The organism is Microbacterium kribbense (assembly GCF_039537285.1).
GTDB lineage: Bacteria > Actinomycetota > Actinomycetes > Actinomycetales > Microbacteriaceae > Microbacterium > Microbacterium kribbense.
The window spans coordinates 130,792-149,072 of the sequence record NZ_BAABAF010000003.1 but is presented as its reverse complement, the minus strand read 5'-3'; the positions used below and the strand labels follow the sequence as shown (position 1 = coordinate 149,072).

Annotated in this window: 17 protein-coding genes and 1 pseudogene; 14 read left to right on the top strand and 4 right to left on the bottom strand. The window is 69.4% G+C overall.

Going from position 1 to position 18,281, the window contains the following annotated elements; all coding sequences use genetic code 11:
- The first annotated feature begins 41 nt into the window (after positions 1-41).
- The 3 genes from ABD705_RS05225 to paaZ are packed head-to-tail and all read left to right on the top strand — an operon-like array spanning position 42 to position 3,681.
- Positions 42-797, top strand: coding sequence for an enoyl-CoA hydratase/isomerase family protein (locus ABD705_RS05225; RefSeq protein WP_344781271.1), 756 nt, complete (start codon positions 42-44; stop codon positions 795-797).
- Positions 794-1,645 (top strand): 3-hydroxyacyl-CoA dehydrogenase family protein, encoded by an 852-nt coding sequence (locus tag ABD705_RS05220; protein ID WP_344781269.1) that lies wholly within the window; start codon positions 794-796, stop codon positions 1,643-1,645. Before ABD705_RS05225 ends, ABD705_RS05220 begins: the two co-directional genes overlap by 4 nt.
- Positions 1,642-3,681, top strand: coding sequence for a phenylacetic acid degradation bifunctional protein PaaZ (paaZ, locus tag ABD705_RS05215; protein ID WP_344781267.1), 2,040 nt, complete (start codon positions 1,642-1,644; stop codon positions 3,679-3,681). The genes ABD705_RS05220 and paaZ overlap by 4 nt, the downstream gene beginning before the upstream one ends.
- A 41-nt stretch (positions 3,682-3,722) precedes the next feature.
- Here the strand turns inward: paaZ and paaK are convergent, their stop codons facing one another.
- Both paaK and paaI read right to left on the bottom strand, forming a co-directional pair.
- A complete protein-coding gene (gene paaK / locus ABD705_RS05210) occupies positions 3,723-5,042 on the bottom strand; it encodes a phenylacetate--CoA ligase PaaK (RefSeq protein ID WP_344781265.1) in 1,320 nt (439 codons plus the stop codon).
- A gap of 54 nt (positions 5,043-5,096) precedes the next feature.
- Entirely contained in the window at positions 5,097-5,507 is a 411-nt protein-coding gene (paaI, locus tag ABD705_RS05205) for a hydroxyphenylacetyl-CoA thioesterase PaaI (protein WP_344781263.1), read from the bottom strand.
- A 123-nt stretch (positions 5,508-5,630) separates the two neighbouring features.
- Between paaI and paaA the strand changes: the two genes are divergently transcribed.
- The 6 genes from paaA (at position 5,631) to ABD705_RS05175 (ending at position 10,348) form a co-directional block, all read left to right on the top strand.
- A complete protein-coding gene (gene paaA / locus ABD705_RS05200; protein WP_344781261.1) occupies positions 5,631-6,605 on the top strand; it encodes a 1,2-phenylacetyl-CoA epoxidase subunit PaaA in 975 nt (324 codons plus the stop codon).
- On the top strand, positions 6,605-6,913 hold the full coding sequence (gene paaB, locus ABD705_RS05195) for a 1,2-phenylacetyl-CoA epoxidase subunit PaaB (RefSeq protein WP_344781259.1): 309 nt from the start codon (positions 6,605-6,607) through the stop codon (positions 6,911-6,913). Before paaA ends, paaB begins: the two co-directional genes overlap by 1 nt.
- Complete coding sequence (gene paaC, locus ABD705_RS05190) at positions 6,910-7,752, top strand: 1,2-phenylacetyl-CoA epoxidase subunit PaaC (protein WP_344781257.1); 843 nt, start codon at positions 6,910-6,912, stop codon at positions 7,750-7,752. The genes paaB and paaC overlap by 4 nt, the downstream gene beginning before the upstream one ends.
- 143 nt (positions 7,753-7,895) lie before the next feature.
- Positions 7,896-8,393, top strand: coding sequence for a 1,2-phenylacetyl-CoA epoxidase subunit PaaD (gene paaD / locus ABD705_RS05185; RefSeq protein WP_344781521.1), 498 nt, complete (start codon positions 7,896-7,898; stop codon positions 8,391-8,393).
- Positions 8,393-9,568, top strand: coding sequence for a 1,2-phenylacetyl-CoA epoxidase subunit PaaE (gene paaE / locus ABD705_RS05180; protein ID WP_344781255.1), 1,176 nt, complete (start codon positions 8,393-8,395; stop codon positions 9,566-9,568). The genes paaD and paaE overlap by 1 nt, the downstream gene beginning before the upstream one ends.
- A 9-nt stretch (positions 9,569-9,577) precedes the next feature.
- Positions 9,578-10,348: an enoyl-CoA hydratase/isomerase family protein gene (locus ABD705_RS05175; protein ID WP_344781253.1), complete on the top strand. Its 771-nt coding sequence runs from the start codon at positions 9,578-9,580 to the stop codon at positions 10,346-10,348.
- Positions 10,349-10,387: 39 nt separating this feature from the next.
- Here ABD705_RS05175 and ABD705_RS05170 read toward each other — a convergent pair whose 3' ends face one another.
- Both ABD705_RS05170 and ABD705_RS05165 read right to left on the bottom strand, forming a co-directional pair.
- The gene (locus ABD705_RS05170; protein WP_344781251.1) at positions 10,388-10,717 is read right to left on the bottom strand and encodes a hypothetical protein; all 330 of its coding nucleotides are present in this window, start codon (positions 10,715-10,717) and stop codon (positions 10,388-10,390) included.
- 110 nt (positions 10,718-10,827) lie between these two features.
- Positions 10,828-12,030, bottom strand: a complete 1,203-nt coding sequence (locus ABD705_RS05165) for a hypothetical protein (protein WP_344781249.1) — start codon at positions 12,028-12,030, stop codon at positions 10,828-10,830.
- A 103-nt stretch (positions 12,031-12,133) separates the two neighbouring features.
- Between ABD705_RS05165 and ABD705_RS05160 the strand changes: the two are divergent.
- The 5 genes and pseudogenes from ABD705_RS05160 to ABD705_RS05140 form a co-directional block, all read left to right on the top strand.
- Positions 12,134-12,649: pseudogene (locus ABD705_RS05160) on the top strand (enoyl-CoA hydratase/isomerase family protein); the annotation flags it as partial.
- A gap of 228 nt (positions 12,650-12,877) precedes the next feature.
- A complete protein-coding gene (locus ABD705_RS05155) occupies positions 12,878-13,510 on the top strand; it encodes a TetR/AcrR family transcriptional regulator (RefSeq protein ID WP_344781247.1) in 633 nt (210 codons plus the stop codon).
- Between the two features lies 1 nt (position 13,511).
- Positions 13,512-15,245 (top strand): ABC transporter ATP-binding protein, encoded by a 1,734-nt coding sequence (locus ABD705_RS05150; RefSeq protein WP_344781245.1) that lies wholly within the window; start codon positions 13,512-13,514, stop codon positions 15,243-15,245.
- A complete protein-coding gene (locus tag ABD705_RS05145) occupies positions 15,242-17,278 on the top strand; it encodes an ABC transporter ATP-binding protein (RefSeq protein ID WP_344781243.1) in 2,037 nt (678 codons plus the stop codon). Before ABD705_RS05150 ends, ABD705_RS05145 begins: the two co-directional genes overlap by 4 nt.
- Before the next feature lie 56 nt (positions 17,279-17,334).
- The gene (locus ABD705_RS05140) at positions 17,335-18,225 is read left to right on the top strand and encodes a PP2C family protein-serine/threonine phosphatase (RefSeq protein WP_344781241.1); all 891 of its coding nucleotides are present in this window, start codon (positions 17,335-17,337) and stop codon (positions 18,223-18,225) included.
- The last annotated feature ends 56 nt before the right edge of the window (positions 18,226-18,281 follow it).

Sequence of the window (18,281 nt, the reverse complement as noted above, 5' to 3'; positions counted from 1 at the left end):
ATTCCTAGCGCGGGCAATGGGCCGGCAGGAGGGCGACGAGGATGCCGCACACGGGGGAGACTCCCGACACTGCACCGCTGCGCATCGACCGCCGCGGCGATCGGGTCGTGGCGATGCTGAACCGGCCGCGCGTGCGCAACGCCATCGACCAGGACCTCGTCGATCGTCTGCATGTGCTGTGCGCCGAGCTGGAGGCATCCCCGCGCATCCTCATCATCACCGGCGCCGACGGGGTGTTCGCCTCGGGCGCCGACATCGCGCAGCTGCGTCGGCGGCGCGCCGCCGACGCGCGGGCGGGGATCAACACGACGGTCTTCCGCCGCATCCGCGCCCTGCCGATGCCGGTGATCGCGGCGATCGACGGGTACGCGCTGGGTGGGGGCGCCGAGCTCGCCTACGCCGCCGATCTGCGCATCGGCACGCCGGAGGTGCGCATCGGCAACCCCGAGACCGGGCTCGGCATCATCGCCGCCGCCGGAGCCACCTGGCGCCTGCCCGAACTCGTGGGCGAGGCGCGCGCGGCCGAGCTGCTGTACACCGGCCGGATCCTGACCGCCGACGAGGCGCTGGCGTGGGGACTGCTGTCGGCCCTCCACCCTGCCGCCGAACTGATGGATGCTGCGCACGCGCTGGCCGATCGCATCGCGGCGAACGATCCACTGGCCGTGCGGCACACCAAGACCGCGCTGCTCAGCGACGACCACCCGGCGATCGATCTCGAGCTGCAGGCCGAGCTGTTCGAGAGCCCCGCGAAGATCGCCCGGATGACGGCATTCCTGGAACGGCACCGGCGATGACCCCCGAACGCGTCGGTGTGATCGGCGGCGGCCGGATGGGCGCCGGCATCGCGCACGCCTTCCTGTGCGCAGGATCGGCGGTGGTCGTCATCGAGCGCGACGCGCCGCTGGCGGATGCCGCGGCCACGCGCATCCGGAGCCTGGTCGCCCGCTCCGCCGAGCGCGGCACCCTGGCCCGACCGGTCGACGACGTCGCGGCGGGGCTGGTCACCGGCACGGATGCCGGCGGGCTCGCCGGCTGCGTCCTGGTCATCGAGGCGGTGCCCGAGGACCGCGGGCTGAAGGCCGACGCGTTCGCGCGCGCCGAGGCGGTGATCGGCGGCGACGTCGTGCTCGCCTCGAACACGTCCTCGATCTCGATCGACGCGCTGGCCGAGACGGTGACGCGCCCCGAGCGCTTCTGCGGCATGCACTTCTTCAATCCGGTGCCCTCCTCCAAGCTCGTCGAAGTCGTCACGGGGTCGGCCACCGACCCGGCCGTGACCGCGCGGGTGCAGGGCTGGGTGGGCGACCTCGGCAAGACCGCCGTCGTGGTCCGGGATGCGCCGGGGTTCGCCTCCAGCCGGCTGGGCGTGGCCCTCGGTCTGGAGGCGATCCGGATGGTGGCTGAGGGCGTCGCGGCTCCCGCCGACATCGACGCGGCGATGGAGCTCGGGTACGGGCATCCGATGGGCCCGCTGCGCACGACCGACGTCGTCGGCCTGGACGTGCGCCTGGGCATCGCCGAAGAGCTGCACGCCCAGATCGGCGAGCGGTTCGCCCCGCCGGAGCTGCTGCGCCGCATGGTCGCCGAGGGGCGCCTGGGCCGCAAGAGCGGCCGCGGATTCTACGAATGGAGCGAACGATGACACTGCCCAGCTACCTGCAGGGGGCGTGGTGGACGCCGGTCGACGACGCTGGTGCGATCGTCGTGCGCGATGCGTCCACCGGGGCCGAGGTCACCCGCATCTCCAGCGCCGGCGTCGACCTGGCCGGTGCCCTGGACTACGCCCGCACCGTCGGCCAGCGCAGCCTCGGCGCGCTGACGTTCCACCAGCGCGCACTGCTGCTCAAGCAGTTCGGCCAGGCGCTGACCGAGCGCAAGAGCGAGCTGTACGAGATCGCCAAGACCGCCGGCGCGACCGTGCGCGACTCGATGATCGACGTCGACGGCGGCATCGGCGTGCTGTTCACCTACAGCTCCAAGGGGCGGCGCGAGCTGCCCAATGCACGCATTTACCTGGACGGACCGGCCGAGACGCTGTCGAAGGACGGTTCATTCCTGGGCCGCCACGTGTACACCCGGCTGCCGGGCGCGGTGGTGCAGATCAACGCGTTCAACTTCCCCACTTGGGGGCCGCTGGAGAAGTTCGCGCCGACGTTCCTGGCCGGCGTGCCGTCGCTGATCAAGCCGGCGACGCCGACGGCGCATCTGACCGAGGCGTGGGTGCGGATTCTCGTCGACTCCGGTCTGCTGCCCGAGGGGGCGCTGCAGCTGGTGTCGGGGGCGCTGCCGGGTGTGTTCGATCTGCTGCGACTCGGCGATGCCGTGGCGTTCACCGGGTCGGCGTCGACGGCGAAGGCGCTGCAGGCGCAGACGCCCGACGGGGTGCGGTTCACGAGCGAGACCGACTCGATCAACGCATCGGTGCTGGGGCCGGATGCCGCCCCCGGCACCCCGGTCTTCGATGCGTTCGTCCGGCAGCTGATGGTGGAGCTGACCGCCAAGACCGGGCAGAAGTGCACCGCGATCCGCCGCGCGATCGTACCGCGCGGGCTCATGCCGGCCGTCGGCGACGCGCTGCGCGTGAAGCTGAGCGAGAAGGTCGTGGTCGGCGATCCGCACGTCGAGGGCGTGACGATGGGGCCGGTGGTCTCGCTCGCGCAGCGCGACGAGGTGCTGCGCGGCGTGCGCAAGCTGGTGGATGCCGGCGGCACCCTGCTGGTCGGCTCCACGGCGGCCCCCGAGGTGGTGCGCGCCGACGGCACCCGCGGGTGGGCGCCCGACGGCGCGTTCCTCGATCCGATCGTCGTCGGCTTCGGACCGGGCGCTCCGGAGGCCGTCCACGAGGTGGAGGCGTTCGGCCCGGTCAGCAGCATGATCGGGTACGACACGCTGGCCGAGGCGGTGTCGCTGGTCAACAGCGGCGGCGGGTCGCTGGTCACCAGTGTCGCCACCGACGACCCCGCCGTCGCCGCCGAGCTGCTGGCGGGGATCGGCGCGTACAACGGCCGGGTGCTCTTCCTCGACCAGGTCGACGCGCGCAGCTCTACGGGGCACGGCTCGCCGGTGCCGCACCTGGTGCACGGCGGGCCCGGGCGCGCCGGCGGGGGAGAGGAGCTGGGTGGCATCCGCGCCGTGCTGCACTTCATGCAGCGCACCGCGGTGCAGGGTTCGCCCCAGATGCTGACGGCGATCACCGGGGTGTGGCATCCCGGTGCCGCGGTGGCCGGCGGCGAGCATCCGTTCCGCAAGCCGCTGTCACGGCTGCGGGTCGGCGACCAGCTGGCTTCGGCGTCGCGCGAGGTGACGCTGGACGACATCGAGACGTTCGCGCACTTTACCGGCGACACGTTCTATGCGCACATGGATGAGGAGGCCGCCGCGGCCAACCCGTTCTTCCCGGGCCGGGTCGCGCACGGGTACCTGCTGATCTCGTTCGCCGCAGGGCTGTTCGTGGACCCGGCACCGGGCCCGGTGCTGGCCAACTACGGCCTAGAGAACCTGCGCTTCGTCACTCCGGTCTCGCCGGGCGACAGCATCCGCGTCATCCTGACCGCGAAGCAGATCACCCCGCGTGAGACCGACGACTACGGCGAGGTGCGCTGGGACGCCGTCATCCGCAATCAGAACGACGACCTGGTCGCCTCGTACGACGTGCTCACGCTGGTGTCGAAGCAGTAGCGGGTGCGACTCCGCTGGCCGCGCGGCGCGCCCCGCGCGCGTCAGCGCAGGTCGTAGACGCGCTTGTACTTGCCCTCGCTGCGCGGCAGCGCGCCGGGCTCTTCGAGCCGCACCTCCACGGTCGTGCCGATCCGGCCCTTGATCCGCTGCCGCAGCACCTGCGACGCGGCCTCGCAGACCTCCACCGACAGGGCCGGATCGCGCTCGATGCGCACCGTCATCGCATCCAGCCGGCCGTTCTTGCTCAGCTCCAGCACGAAGTGCGGGGCGAGGGCCTCGATGCCCAGCACGAGCTCCTCGATCTGGGTCGGGAACAGGTTCACGCCGCGCAGGATGATCATGTCGTCGTCGCGCCCGGTGATCTTCTGGATGCGCCGCATCCCCGGCCGGGCCGTCCCCGGCAGCAGCCGGGTCAGGTCCTTGGTGCGATAGCGGATGACCGGGAACGCCTGGTTGGTCAGCGAGGTCAGCACCAGCTCGCCGAGCTCGCCGTCGGCGACCGGCTCAAGGGACTGCTCATCGATGGTCTCGGGAAGGAAGTGGTCCTCCCACACGTGCGGCCCGTCCTTGGTCTCGACGCACTCGTTGGCCACGCCCGGCCCCATCACCTCGCTGAGCCCGTAGATGTCGACGGCATCCACGTTCATCCGCCGCTCGATCTCGTCGCGCAGCTGCGTCGTCCACGGTTCGGCCCCCAGCACCGCCACCTTCAGCGAAGTGGATGCCGGGTCCATTCCGGCCGCTTCCATGCCGTCCGCGATGGTCAGCAGGTAGCTCGGCGTGCACGAGATGGCCTCGGGCTTGAAGTCGCAGATCAGCTGCACCTGCCGCGCCGTCTGCCCGCCCGAGACCGGGATCACGGTGGCGCCGAGCTTCGCGGCGCCGTCGTGCAGCCCGAGTCCGCCGGTGAACAGCCCGTAGCCGTAGGCGTTGTGCAGCAGCATCCCGGGCCGCACGCCCGACGCACGCAGCGACCGCGCGATCAGCTTCGCCCAGTTGTCCAGGTCGGTCTCGGTGTAGCCGACCACGGTCGGCCGCCCGGTCGTGCCGGAGGACGCGTGGATGCGGCGCACCTGCGCCATCGGCACCGCGAACATGCCGAACGGATAGGTCTGGCGCAGGTCGTCCTTGGTCGTGAACGGCAGTCGGCGCACGTCGTCGAGGGAGCGGATGTCGCCGGGCCGGATGCCGGCGGCGTCGAACTTCTGCCGGTACAGCGGCACGTTCTGGTACGCGTGGTGCACGGTCTGCTGCAGGCGCTGCAGCTGCAGGGCGCGGATCTGCTCGTGATCCATCCGCTCCTCGGGGTCCAGCTCCTCCGGCGTCGGCGCCTGTACGCGTCGTGCGGTCGTGGTCACCATCTGCTCATCCTCACTTCGATGCCGTGCCCGCCGCTGGCGCCACGGGCACGGCGCTCACTCCGCCGCCAGCGTGCGATTTGTCGTCAGCGAGCGGCCGCGGAACTCCGCGACGACATCGCCGGTCTCATCCGTCACGGTCACGTCATACAGCCCGTTGCGCCCGCTGCGCACGCGCCGCACGGCCGTCGCCGTCAGCATTTGGCCCTCCTGCGTCGACTTCAGAAACGTGATGTCGGCGCCGGCGGCCACGGTCACCCGCTCGTCCTCATTGCAGGCGACCGCGAACGCGGTGTCGGCCAGCGCGAACACCAGCCCGCCGTGCGTGATGTCGAACCCGTTGGTCATGTCCGCGCGCACCCGCATCGACAGCACCGCCCGACCGGGCTCGTCGACCTCCACCCGGATTCCCAGCGCGGTCGCCGCGCGGTCGCGGACCAGCATCGGCCGGGTAGCGGCATCCGACATCTGTGTCTCCTCGCAGCGGGGCTTCGCGCGCAGCGTCGCGGCGCTCAGCACACGGCCACGCCCCGGCACGAGTATGCCATAATTACTGAACGAGCGGTAGGTAATTGCCCGAAGGAGTCGAGGATGACTGCACCCGAGCTCACGATCGCAGACCCGGACGACGCGGCGGGCCAGGCGGTGTTCGACGACCTGATCGAGGCCGACTCGCGGGTCGAACCGCGTGATTGGATGCCGGCGGCCTATCGCCGCACGCTGGTGCGGCAGATCTCGCAGCACGCGCACTCCGAGATCATCGGCATGCAGCCGGAGGGCAACTGGATCACCCGCGCGCCGAGCCTGCAGCGCAAGGCGATCCTGATGGCCAAGGTGCAGGACGAGGCCGGCCACGGCCTGTATCTGTACAGCGCGACGCAGACCCTGGGCATCACGCGCGACGAGATGACGCAGCAGCTGATCGACGGCAAGGCCCGGTACTCGTCGATCTTCAACTATCCGACCCCGACGTGGGCCGACATGGGCGCGATCGGGTGGCTCGTCGACGGTGCCGCGATCGTGAACCAGGTGCCGCTGTGCCGCTGCTCGTACGGGCCGTATGCGCGGGCGATGATCCGGATCTGCAAGGAGGAGTCCTTCCATCAGCGGCAGGGCTTCGAGATCCTGCTGACGCTCATGCAGGGCACCGCGGCGCAGCGGCAGATGGCGCAGGAATCCGTGGACCGCTGGTACTGGCCGTCGCTGATGATGTTCGGTCCGCCCGACGACGAGTCGCCGAACTCGGCGCGGTCGATGGCGTGGAAGATCAAGCGGTTCTCCAACGACGACCTGCGGCAGCGGTTCATCGGGATGCTGGTGCCCCAGGCCGAGGTGCTGGGCATCACGCTGCCCGACCCGGAGCTTGCCTGGGACGAGGACGCCCAGCAGTGGCACACCAGTCCGATCGACTGGAACGAGTTCAGCGAGGTGCTGGCCGGCCGCGGGCCGATGAACGCGGTGCGCATCCAGACCCGGCGCGACGCGCACGAAGGCGGCGCCTGGGTGCGCGCGGCGGCCGCGGAGTACGCCCGCAAACAAGCGCTGCGCGACGCGGAGGTGGCGTGATGGGCACTGCAGGCGGCACAGCCGGGGCCGAGACCTGGCCGCTGTGGGAGGTGTTCGTCCGGTCCGGACGAGGCCTGTCGCACGTGCACGTCGGGTCGCTGCACGCGCCCGACGCCGAGATGGCGGTGCGCAATGCGCGCGACCTGTACACTCGGCGCGGCGAGGGCGTGTCGATCTGGGTGGTGCCCTCCGAGGCGATCACGACCAGCGACCCGGACTCGAAGGGCGCGTTCTTCGAGTCCGCGGCGGGCAAGAACTTCCGGCACGCCACCTACTACACCGCGTCCGAGGGGGTGCCGCACCTATGACCGGGCCGTCCCGGACCTCGCACGCCACCCGCGCCGTGCACATCTCGGTCGACGAGCTCGAGCTGTCCGCGGAGCTTGTCGGCGAGGCGGGCCGCGTCGCGTCGCCGGATGTCGCGGAGTATGCGCTGTGGCTGGGCGACGACGCGCTGGTCCTCGCCCAGCAGCTGGGTGCGTGGATCGCGCACGCCCCCGAACTGGAGGAGGATGTCGCCCTCGCCAACATCGCACTGGACCTGCTCGGCCACGCACGCAGTCTGCTGCGCTACGCGGGCACCGCCGACGGGCGCACGGAAGACGACCTGGCGTACCTGCGCGACGAGCCCGACTTCCGCAGCGCGTGGCTGTTCGAACAGCCCAACGGCGACTTCGCGCACACGATCGCACGGCAGCTGGCGGCATCCGCCTTCCAGTTCGAGCTGTACACGCGGCTGGTCTCCTCGGCCGACCCGGTGCTGGCGGCGGTGGCCGGCAAGGCCGTCAAAGAGGTCGCCTACCACCGCGACCACGCCATCCAGTGGACGCTGCGGCTGGCCGGCGGCACCGACGAGTCGCGGCGCCGGATGATCCAGGGAGCAGACGACGTCTGGCCGTACGTGGACGAGCTGTTCCGCGACGAGCCGCTGATGGACCGGCTCGAGGGAGTCGCGGTGCGGCCCTCGACGCTGCGCGAGCCGTTCGACGAGTTGATCGACGCGGTGTTCGCCGAAGCCGAGCTGGCCCGCCCGGAGCGGTTCGACGCGTCCGGCGGTGGACGGCGCGGGCACCATTTCTCGGGGCTGGGCTTTCTGCTGGCCGAGATGCAGGTGCTGGCGCGGCAGCACCCGGGAGCGACCTGGTGATCGTGCTCGAGCGGGATCTGGCCGAACGGGCGGCGCTGCAGCCGTCCCGCGACGAGGCGCTGCGCGCCGTGCTCGGAGCGGCGCAGGTACCGATCGGCGACGCCGACTCGGTCGCTGAGCGAGCGCGCGCAGCGACCGAGCCGATCCGCAGCCCGGCGCCCGGCACCCCGCAGCAGCGCGCCTGGGACGCGGCGGCCACCGTGTGCGACCCGGAACTGCCGGTGCTGACCATCGCCGACCTCGGCGTGCTGCGCGACGTGCAGGTCGACGCCGGCCGGGTCACCATCGTGATCACGCCGACATATTCGGGCTGCCCGATGATGGACGTGATGGCGCGGGATGTCGCCCGGGTCGTGCGCGACGCCGGGTTCGCCGACGTCGACGTGCGTACCGAGCTGGCCCCGGCCTGGACCACCGACTGGCTCAGCGCCGACGGCTGGCGCAAGCTCGAGGAGTTCGGCATCGCGCCCCCCACCGGCATCCGACCCACCGAGCCGGTGCTCGGCGGCCTGCACGTGCGCTGCCCGCACTGCCGCTCGCTGAACACCCGCGAGATCTCGCATTTCGGCTCCACCTCCTGCAAGGCGATCTACGAGTGCCGTGCGTGCCTGGAACCGTTCGACTACTTCAAGGCGCACTGATGACCGACGTCACAACGGCCGACTCCAGCCCGGCGCACCAGGTCGCCCGCTCATTCCTGGCCGGCGCGGTCGGCGGCCCGAAGCCGCGGCATCGCGCCCGCTTCCACACCCTGGCCGTCGCCGACGTGCGGCCGCTGACCGACGATGCCGTCGAGGTCACCTTCGCGGTACCTGACGACCTGCACGACGACTACGGCTATCTCGCCGGCCAGCACGTCGCGCTACGGGTGACACTCGAAGGCCAGGAGCTGCGCCGGTCGTACTCGCTGTGCCGACCGCCCGAGGGCGGCCGGCTGAGCGTGGCGATCAAGCGCGACCTGGGCGGACAGTTCTCGACCTGGGCCCAGACCGAGCTGCACCCCGGCGATCCGATCGACGTGATGAGTCCGCAGGGCACCTTCACCACGCAGCTCGAGGACCTCGACGGCCGGCACCTGGTCGGCATCGCCGCCGGGTCCGGCATCACGCCGCTGATGGCGCTGGCCACCGCCGTGCTGGAGCGATCCGAGACCTCCCGGTTCACGCTGGTGTACACGAACCGGTCGCGCACCGACGTGATGTTCCTCGACGACCTGGCCGACCTGAAGGACCGCTACCCGGCCCGGCTGGCGCTGCACCATGTGCTCTCGCGCGAGCAGCGCACCGCGCCGCTGCTGTCGGGCCGCATCGACGAGCAGAAGCTGCGCACCATGCTCGACGTGCTGATCCGGCCCGCCACCGTCGACGAGTGGTTCCTATGCGGCCCGTTCGATCTGGTGCAGCTGTGCCGCGACACGCTCACCGACGTCGGCGTGGACCGTGCGCACATCCGGCACGAGCTGTTCACCACCGGCGAGCCCGGTCACCCGGTCGGCAGCGCGGGCCGCCCCGTGATCGCGGTGCCCGACGAGCCGGTCTGCCACATCCGGTTCACCCTCGACGGCCAGTCCGCCGACGTGGACAGTCCCGCCAGCGCGCACGAGACGATCCTGAACGCGGCGCTGCGCATCCGCCCGGATGTGCCATACGCGTGCGCCGGGGGAGTGTGCGGCACGTGCCGCGCGCACCTGGTCGAGGGCGACGTGCGGATGACGGAGAACTACGCGCTCGAACCCGAAGAACTCGAGCGCGGCTACATTCTGACCTGTCAGTCCCACCCGACGACCGATAGGGTCGTCGTCGACTACGACGTGTGAGGAGCAGCCGTGATCGAGTTGACCGTGTCCGGTGGCGTCGCCGAGGTCGTGCTGAACGCCCCGCAGAAGCTGAACGCCCTCGACGAGCAGGCGCTGCACGAGCTGGACGTCGCCTACGCCGACGCCGAGCAGGCCGGCGTGCGTGCGCTGGTGTTGCGCGGGCGGGGGCGCGCGTTCTGCGCTGGGCGCGACATCGCCGGCGTCGACCCGGCCACCGACGACGTGCCGGGCTATCTCGATGGCCTGCTGGCCCCGCTGCTGCGGCGGATGGCGGCGTTTCCGGCGCCGACGTTCGCTGCCGCGCAGGGCGCGTGCCTGGGGGTGGGGCTCGGCCTGCTGATCGCGACCGACGTCGTCTACGTGGCCGAGGACGCGAAGATCGGGTCGCCGTTCGCGGCGCTGGGCGCGCTGTTGGATTCGGGCGGGCATGCCCTGTTCACGGAGCGGCTCGGCCCGCACAAGACGCTCGACCTGATCTACACCGGCAGGCTGATGACGGGGGAGGAGGCGGTGGCTTCGGGGCTGTTCTCGCGCGTCTTCCCCGCGGATGGGGTGCAGGATGCCGCGACCGATGCCGCACGGACCGCGGCCGTCGGTCCTACCGCCGCGTTCCTGGCCAGCAAGATGATCGTGACCCGGCTGCGCGACGAGCGGCTGAACCTGTGGGAGACGATCGCGGCCGAGACCGTCGCGCAGACCCAGCTCGCGCACACCGAGGACTATCGCGAGGGCTTCGCCGCCTTCGGGCAGAAGCGGCCACCGGCCTTCCACGGGAGGTGAGAGGCAGGTGGGCTCACGATCCGAAATCGGCGAGGCAGGTCAGACGTTCACGTAGGCCAGAATCCCCAGCCAGAACGCAGCAAGCACCGCGAGCGGGACAAGCCCTGAGGCATACCGCTTCAATGCTCCGTAGGTGGTGAACGCAACAGCGAGTGCTGAGCATCCCAGGAATACCAGCGTGAGCGGCCAGCCCGATTGGTCCAAGACGACCCCACCGTTGGCCGCATGCCACGTGCACAGTCGGCCCATCGGAACGAGTGTCACTCTGGCCGAGATCAGGGCATTCTCGGTCGCGGCCACACCAGCCGGGCTTCCGTCAACAATGCATCGATAGTCCACGTTCTCTCGGGTGTCGCCATACAGCTGCACGACTATCGCGAGAATGACCAGTGCGCAGACAACAGTGAGGCCGAGTGACGCGCTAGGGATCCAGCCACCGTTGGCTAGGCCATCGCGAGAAGCTTGCTTCGAGCGCTTCCCTAGCATGTGTAGGTGGTGGGCGCCGTGTTTCCGTAGTTCAGAGACATCCAGCACTTCGGTGGGGCAGTCCAGTTGCGGGACTCAGCGAGAGTGGCGCGAGTGCCTGATGTACTGGTTGTCAAACCCATGCAGTCTGTGTTGGAAAGCCAAGGCTGCAAGACGCAACCGGTCTCGTTCACGGCCTGAACGACCCCTCCGATACGCCCCGTATTGTCGAGGCCCCGCGGCGCGAAGATGGTGAACATGACTTCCTGCGCGCCCGATGAGTACGCGGGAATGGACTGCGGCGTCCGCACGCCAATCGCCATACTGTTTCGATTGCACGGGTCGGAGTCATCGTTATAGTCGGCGTAGGCTCCGACCGCTGACGCCATTGCAGTCATTCCGGATCCCGTGTTCACAAAAGCGGACCAGGTCCACCCATAGTTCTTTGCGAACGGGTAGTCCTCGGGATGTCCGCTCCCACAGGTTTCCGAGTCGGGGCGGCTGGTGAAGATGTTTACCTCGGCTTCCCAACCGTCGTCGGCGGGGAGAACCGACGTGCGTGCCGTCGTTCCGTCCCAGTAGTAGTACTGGGAGAAGTAGACCGTGGAGGTGTTCGCTCTGAAGATCTGAATGTCAGCCTGGGTCGGGCGCCAATTTGTTGCGGTGAGGACCTGGGCGCCCGTCTTCGCTGCTGCGTGGGCGGGGCTACTTCCTTCCAGGTCAGGGTTGCGCTTTCGGAATGCTTGGAGTTGAGAAGATCGAGATGCATCGACCGGGGGTGCCTCGAACTCGTCTCCTGGGGCAGCTATGGGGGTCGCGGCAACTCGCTTGGCCATCTCGATCGCTTCGAGTTTCGGAACCTCGATGATGGCCCCAACCACCTGGGGCTGAGTCCCATAAGAGGCTTTAAAATCTCTCAAGAAGTCGGCCACTGATAGCCCGGAGAGGGGACTGAACTCTCCAACGATCTCGGGGTTCTCGAAGCGATAGCCCTCAACGGGATAGCCGAGTACAGTCCGTTGATTGGCGGCATCCGACAGCGAGACAGGGTTGCTGAAGGGCACGGTTACGCTTGTTGTCGAAGACTCAGATCGGCGTAGACCCTTGGAGTCGGTAGCGTCCGTCGAAGCAACTGCAGTCGTTGCGACTAGTGGGGCTGTCAGTATGGTGAGGGCTGTCGATACTCCGGCAATCTTCATCTGGTTGTTGATCTTCACGGTCGATTCCCCCCTCTTGAATGTGGTGCGACGATACCGGCTGCCCGCGGTACCGTCAATGATCGAATGACGGGCGTGGATGCCAATGACGTAGGTGACATGGCGGATGGCGGCGTTTCCGGCGCCGACGTTCGCGGCCGCGCAGGGCGCGTGCCTGGGCGTCGGGCTCGGCCTGCTGATCGCGACCGATGTGGTGTTTGTGGCCGATACCGCGAAGATCGGCTCGCCGTTCGCGGCGCTGGGCGCGCTGCTGGATTCAGGCGGGCACGCCCTGTTCACCGAGCGGCTCGGCCCGCACAAGACGCTCGACCTGATCTACACCGGCCGGCTGATGACGGGGGAGGAAGCGGTGGCCTTGGGGCTGTTCTCGCGCGTCTTTCCGGCCGCGAAGGTGCAGGATGCCGCGACCGAAGCCGCACGGACCGCGGCCGTCGGTCCTACCGCCGCGTTCCTGGCCAGCAAGATGATCGTCACCCGGCTGCGCGACGAGCCGCTGAACCTGTGGGACCCGATGGCGGCCGAAGCGGTCGCGCAGACCCAGCTGTCTGGCACCGAGGACTACCGCCAGGGCTTCGCCGCGTTCCGGCAGAAGCGGTCGCCGGTCTTCCACGGGCGGTGAGTGGGTGCGACGCGGGGCTGCAAGAAGGTCCGAGCAGTTCCCGGATGAGGAGGCGCCTCGTTGCCGCGATCGCGTCAGCTGTGCTGATCACGGCCGGGTTGGTCGTGGTGCCGGCGGTGGTCAACGCCGGACGCACTCTCCGGCGCGGGGATTGCACGCGTCCGAGTTCGCTGACAGCGCACACGCGCCACGTTGCGGAGTGAGTCCTCACTCACTAATGTCGTTTCCGTGCCTGCTGCCGATCTCGTCGATTCCGGTCATCCTGATTCGGATGCGCCGGACGGGCGCACCCGCGCCGAGCCTATGGCGCCCGACGAGCGGCGCACCATGATCGCCGAGCAGGCCGTGCCGCTGTTCCTCGAGTACGGTTCGGCGCTGACCACCCGGCAGCTCGCCGAGCACCTCGGCATCGCCGAGGGCACGATCTTCCGTGCGTTCGGCGACAAGGAGTCGCTCGTGCGCGCCGTCGTCGAGACGTTCTTCGCGCAGGGCCGCGCGCGGCTGGCAGACGGGCTGGTCGATCCCTCGCTGCCGCTCGAAGAGAAGGTCGCGAAGCTTGTCCACGGCACCCGGACCTGGACGCAGCAGATGATGCGGATGTTCTCGCTCGTGCCGCGCGAAGACATCCATTCGTTGTTCGCCGGCCCGCACGAGGATGCGTACCGCAGCGCCGTCGCCGCGGTGTTCGCCCCCGACGCCGACAAGCTGACGATCGACGTCGGCCGGATGGCCGCGATCATGCGGATGGCCGGCATGGCCGCGGGCGTGGCGCGGTTCGACCAGCACGCAGGCTTCACCGACGATGAGCTCGTCGGATTCATCCTCTATGGCATCGCGGGCCGGCCGCGCGGAAGGGACTGACATGCTGGGCAAGCTCCTCGCCCGCTATCTGCGCCCCGGATGGGTGCTGATCACCGGCGTGCTCGTCTTCCAGCTCGCACAGTCGCTGGCCTCGCTGTGGCTGCCCACGCTGCAGGCCGACATCATCGACGACGGCGTGCTCAAGGGCGACATCGGGTTCATCTGGCGCACCGGCGCGATCATGCTGGTGATCAGCTTCGGCCAGATCCTCTGCGCGATCACCGCCGTCTACTTCGGCTCACGGCTGGCGATGGGGCTGGGCCGCGACATCCGAAATGACCTGTTTCGCCGGGTCGTCGCCTTCTCGCAGCGCGAGGTCGGGCAATACGGCGCCCCGTCGCTGATCACCCGCAACACCAACGACGTGCAGCAGGTGCAGATGCTCGTGCAGATGTCGGCGACGCTGATGGTCTCGGCCCCGATCCTGGCCATCGGCGGGGTGATCTTCGCGATCCGTCAGGATGTCGGGCTCAGCTGGCTGATGGGCGTGTCGGTGCCCGTGCTGCTGGTGATCGTCTCGCTGATCGTGGTGCGGATGGTGCCGGCGTTCCGTGCCATGCAGCGTCGCATCGACCGGATCAACCAGGTGATGCGCGAGCAGCTGACCGGCATCCGGGTGGTGCGCGCGTTCGTGCGCGAGCGCGAGGAGCGGAACCGGTTCGAGAAGGGCAGCGCGGATGTCATGGAGTCGGCCGTGACGGCCGGCAACCTGATGGCGATCATGTTCCCCGCCGTGATGGTGGTGCTGAACGTCTCGGGCGCGGCGGTGATCTGGTTCGGCGCGTTCCAGGTGCAGGACGGCGACGCCCAGATCGGCACCCTGTTCGCGTTCCTGACCTACATGATGCAGATCCTGATGGGCGTCATGATGGCGACCTTCATGTTCGTGATGATCCCGCGCGCCGCCGTCTGCGCGAACCGCATCGGCGAGGTGCTGAACACCGAGCCGTCGGTGGTCGCCCCGGCTGAGGCCGTCGAGGCGCCGGCGCCGGAGGGGCGGGTCGTGTTCGATCACGTCGACTTCGCCTATCCGGGCGCGGCCGAGCCGGTGCTGCACGACATCAGCTTCACCGTCGAACCCGGCACCACCACGGCGATCATCGGCGCCACCGGATCGGGCAAGACCACCCTGGTGGGCCTGATTCCGCGCCTGTTCGACGTGACCGGCGGGCAGGTGAGCGTCGACGGCGTCGACGTGCGATCGTACGACCCCGACGAGCTGTGGCTGCGCACCGGCATCGTGCAGCAGCGCGCGTTCCTGTTCTCGGGCACGATCGCCTCGAACCTGCGGTATGGCGACGAGCAGGCCACCGACGAGCAGCTGTGGGATGCCCTCGAGATCGCGCAGGCGACCGAGTTCGTCCGATCGATGCCCGAGCAGCTGGCCGCGCCGATCGCGCAGGGCGGCACCAACGTGTCGGGTGGTCAGCGCCAGCGGCTCTCGATCGCTCGGGCGCTCGTGCACCGCCCCGAGGTCTACATCTTCGACGACTCGTTCTCGGCGCTCGACCTGCGCACCGATGCGCAGCTGCGCCGCGCGCTGAAGGAGCGGCTGCCCGAGGCGACCCGCATCATCGTCGCGCAGCGGGTGTCGACGATTCAGCATGCCGATCAGATCCTGGTGCTCGAGCACGGCCGGATCGTCGGCGTCGGCACGCACGACGAGCTGGTCGAGACCAACGACACCTACCGCGAGATCGTGGACTCGCAGCTGTCAGCGACGGAGGCGGCATGAGCGGCGGCGGGCCGCGCGGGCGCGGCCACGGGCCCTTCGGCGGGGGTGCCCCCGTGTCGAAGGCGCAGAACTTCGGCCCCAGTGCGAAGCGACTGCTCGGGATGCTGCGGCCCGACGCGCTGTGGCTGACCGTCGTCGTGCTGTTCGGCGTCATCAGCGTCGCCCTCAGCGTCGTCGGTCCGAAGCTGCTCGGCCAGGCCACCAACGTCGTGGTCGCCGGCTTCGTGTCGATGCAGTTCAAGAACCTGCCGGCCGGGGTCACCAAAGACCAGGTGATCGGGCAGCTGCACGCATCCGGCCAGGGCCAGATCGCCGACATGCTGCGCGGCATGGACTTCACCCCCGGACAGGGCATCGACTTCACCCAGTTGGCCTGGCTGATCGGTGCGGTGCTGACCGTTTACCTCATCTCGGCCGTGTTCATGTGGCTGCAGGGCCGCATCCTGAACATCGTCGTGCAGCGCGCGATGCACCGCATCCGGATGATGGTCGAGGACAAGTTGCACCGGCTGCCGCTGAGCTACTACGACCGGATGCAGCGCGGCGAGCTGCTCAGTCGCCTGACCAACGACATCGACAACATCGGGCAGACCCTGCAGCAGAGCATGTCGCAGGTGGTCATCTCGATGCTGACGGTCGTCGGCGTGCTGGTCATGATGTTCGTGATCTCGCCGCTGCTGGCCGTGATCGCCCTGGTCACGATCCCGCTGACGATCGCCATCACGGTCGTGGTCGCCAAGCGCTCGCAGAAGATGTTCATCGCGCAGTGGGCCGCGACCGGCGTGCTCAACGCGCGGGTGGAGGAGACCTTCTCGGGGCACGCCATCGTCAAGGTGTACGGGCACCAGCACGACGTGCAGCAGGCCTTCCGCGGGGAGAACGAGGCGGTCTACCGGGCCAGCTTCGGTGCGCAGTTCGTGTCGGGCATCATCATGCCGGCGATGATGTTCGTCGGCAATCTGGTCTACGTCGCGATCGCCGTCGTCGGCGGCCTGCAGATCGCGGCCGGGGCCATCTCATTCGGCGACGTGCAGGCGTTCATCCAGTACTCCCGCCAGTTCACCCAGCCGCTGAGCCAGTTGGGTTCGATGGCGAACCTGTTGCAGTCCGGAGTGGCCAGCGCCGAGCGGGTCTTCGAACTGCTCGACGAGGACGAGGAGAGCCTCGACCCGGATCCGGCGCAGACCGTGCCCGAGGACGCCAGTGCGCTCGCCTTCGACGACGTCGCGTTCCGCTACCTGCCCGACACACCGCTGATCGACGGCCTCAGCCTCGGCGCGAAGCCGGGCAACACGGTGGCCATCGTCGGTCCGACCGGGGCGGGCAAGACCACGCTGGTGAACCTGATCATGCGGTTCTACGACGTCGACTCCGGCAGCATCCGCCTCGCCGGGGTCGACACCCGCACGATGACGCGTGCCGATCTGCGCAGCCGCACCGGCATGGTGCTGCAGGACACCTGGCTGTTCTCGGGCACGATCCGCGAGAACATCGCCTACGGCAGGCCTGCGGCCGCCGAAGACGAGATCGTGGCGGCAGCGACGGCCGCGTATGTGGACCGGTTCGTGCACGCGCTGCCGGACGGCTATGACACGCTGCTGGACGACGAGGCGACCAACCTGTCGGTCGGCGAGCGTCAGCTGGTCACGATCGCGCGCGCGTTCCTGGCGAACCCGCGCATCCTGATCCTGGACGAGGCGACCAGTTCGGTCGACACCCGCACCGAGCTGCTCATCCAGCGCGCGATGTCGGCGCTGCGCACCGACCGCACCTCGTTTGTGATCGCGCACCGGCTCTCCACCATCCGCGACGCCGATCTGATCCTGGTGATGGAGCACGGCGCGATCGTCGAGCAGGGCACGCACGACGAACTGCTGGCCGCGAAGGGCGCCTACTGGCGGCTGTACAACGCCCAGTTCGAGGCGCCGGTGCTCGACACCGGAGCGCCGCCGATCCCCGCCGGAGTCGGCAGCATGCAGGTCTCGGGCGCATCCGGCGAGGCGGGTCCTGGCGTGTCCGAGGGCGTCAACTAAGATGTGAGGGCGTCGCCGACACCCATCGGCGAGGCGATCCCCAGGGAGGACTCGGCGTGCCCGACGTGCGCACTCTGCACCACACTGTTGTTCTGAACGATGGCTCCCTCGACCTCGCCTGGGCGGCGGCCACCGACGTCGGCCGGCGCCGTGAGACCAATCAGGATGCCGTCCTCGCGGTCTTCCCGCTGTTCGTCGTGGCCGACGGCATGGGCGGGCACATCGGTGGCGAGATCGCCAGCACGAGCACCGTCGACCGGCTGCGTCCGGTCGCCGAATCCGGCACCGTGACGCCCAAGACGATCGAGAAGGCGCTGGCGCGTGCCGTCAAAGACATCGCGACCCACCCCGAGTCCACCGACGACGGCACCGGCACGACCGTCACCGGTGTGTTCCTCGATGAGGCGGCGGCCGACCCGCATTGGGTGACGCTGAACATCGGCGACTCGCGGGTGTATCTGGTGCGCGGCGGCGAGATCGGGCAGATCACGACCGACCATTCCGTCGTGCAGGAGCTCATTGCGGCCGGCCGGCTCAGCCCCGAAGAGGCCGAGAACCACCCGTACGGCAACGTCATCACCCGCGCGGTCGGGGCCACCGACAGCGTGAAGCCGGACTACGTGCGCCTGGACCTGGTCGACGGCGACCGGTTCGTGATCTGCTCGGACGGGCTCACCAAAGAGCTCACCGACTACGGCATCCAGCACTTCCTCGCCGAGCATCCCGACGCCGGCGACGCCGTCGCGGCCATGCTCGACGCGGCGCTGGAGAACGGCGGGCGCGACAACGTCTCGATCATCGTGCTCGACGTCACGCTGCACCGCGCCGGCGACGGCGACGCATCCGATTCCTCCGACTCGGACTCGTCCGGCTCACGCGACTTCGACGAGGCAGCCGGGCCCGACCGCGGGTCGTCCGAGCCCGGCGCAGAGACCGCCGCGCACTGACCCGGCCCGGCCGGCCGCGCACGGCTCCTCCCCAGCCGCCGCCGGGCGGGAGTACT

Excerpts from the sequence above, each read along its gene's own strand:
- paaE (WP_344781255.1), top strand. The coding sequence starts at position 8,393 with ATGACCGACGTCACAACGGCCGACTCCAGCCCGGCGCACCAGGTCGCC.
- ABD705_RS05145 (WP_344781243.1), top strand. The coding sequence starts at position 15,242 with ATGAGCGGCGGCGGGCCGCGCGGGCGCGGCCACGGGCCCTTCGGCGGG.
- paaK (WP_344781265.1), bottom strand. The coding sequence starts at position 5,042 with ATGGTGACCACGACCGCACGACGCGTACAGGCGCCGACGCCGGAGGAG.
- ABD705_RS05150 (WP_344781245.1), top strand. The coding sequence starts at position 13,512 with ATGCTGGGCAAGCTCCTCGCCCGCTATCTGCGCCCCGGATGGGTGCTG.
- paaC (WP_344781257.1), top strand. The coding sequence starts at position 6,910 with ATGACCGGGCCGTCCCGGACCTCGCACGCCACCCGCGCCGTGCACATC.
- paaI (WP_344781263.1), bottom strand. The coding sequence starts at position 5,507 with ATGTCGGATGCCGCTACCCGGCCGATGCTGGTCCGCGACCGCGCGGCG.
- paaB (WP_344781259.1), top strand. The coding sequence starts at position 6,605 with ATGGGCACTGCAGGCGGCACAGCCGGGGCCGAGACCTGGCCGCTGTGG.
- ABD705_RS05220 (WP_344781269.1), top strand. The coding sequence starts at position 794 with ATGACCCCCGAACGCGTCGGTGTGATCGGCGGCGGCCGGATGGGCGCC.
- paaA (WP_344781261.1), top strand. The coding sequence starts at position 5,631 with ATGACTGCACCCGAGCTCACGATCGCAGACCCGGACGACGCGGCGGGC.
- paaZ (WP_344781267.1), top strand. The coding sequence starts at position 1,642 with ATGACACTGCCCAGCTACCTGCAGGGGGCGTGGTGGACGCCGGTCGAC.
- ABD705_RS05225 (WP_344781271.1), top strand. The coding sequence starts at position 42 with ATGCCGCACACGGGGGAGACTCCCGACACTGCACCGCTGCGCATCGAC.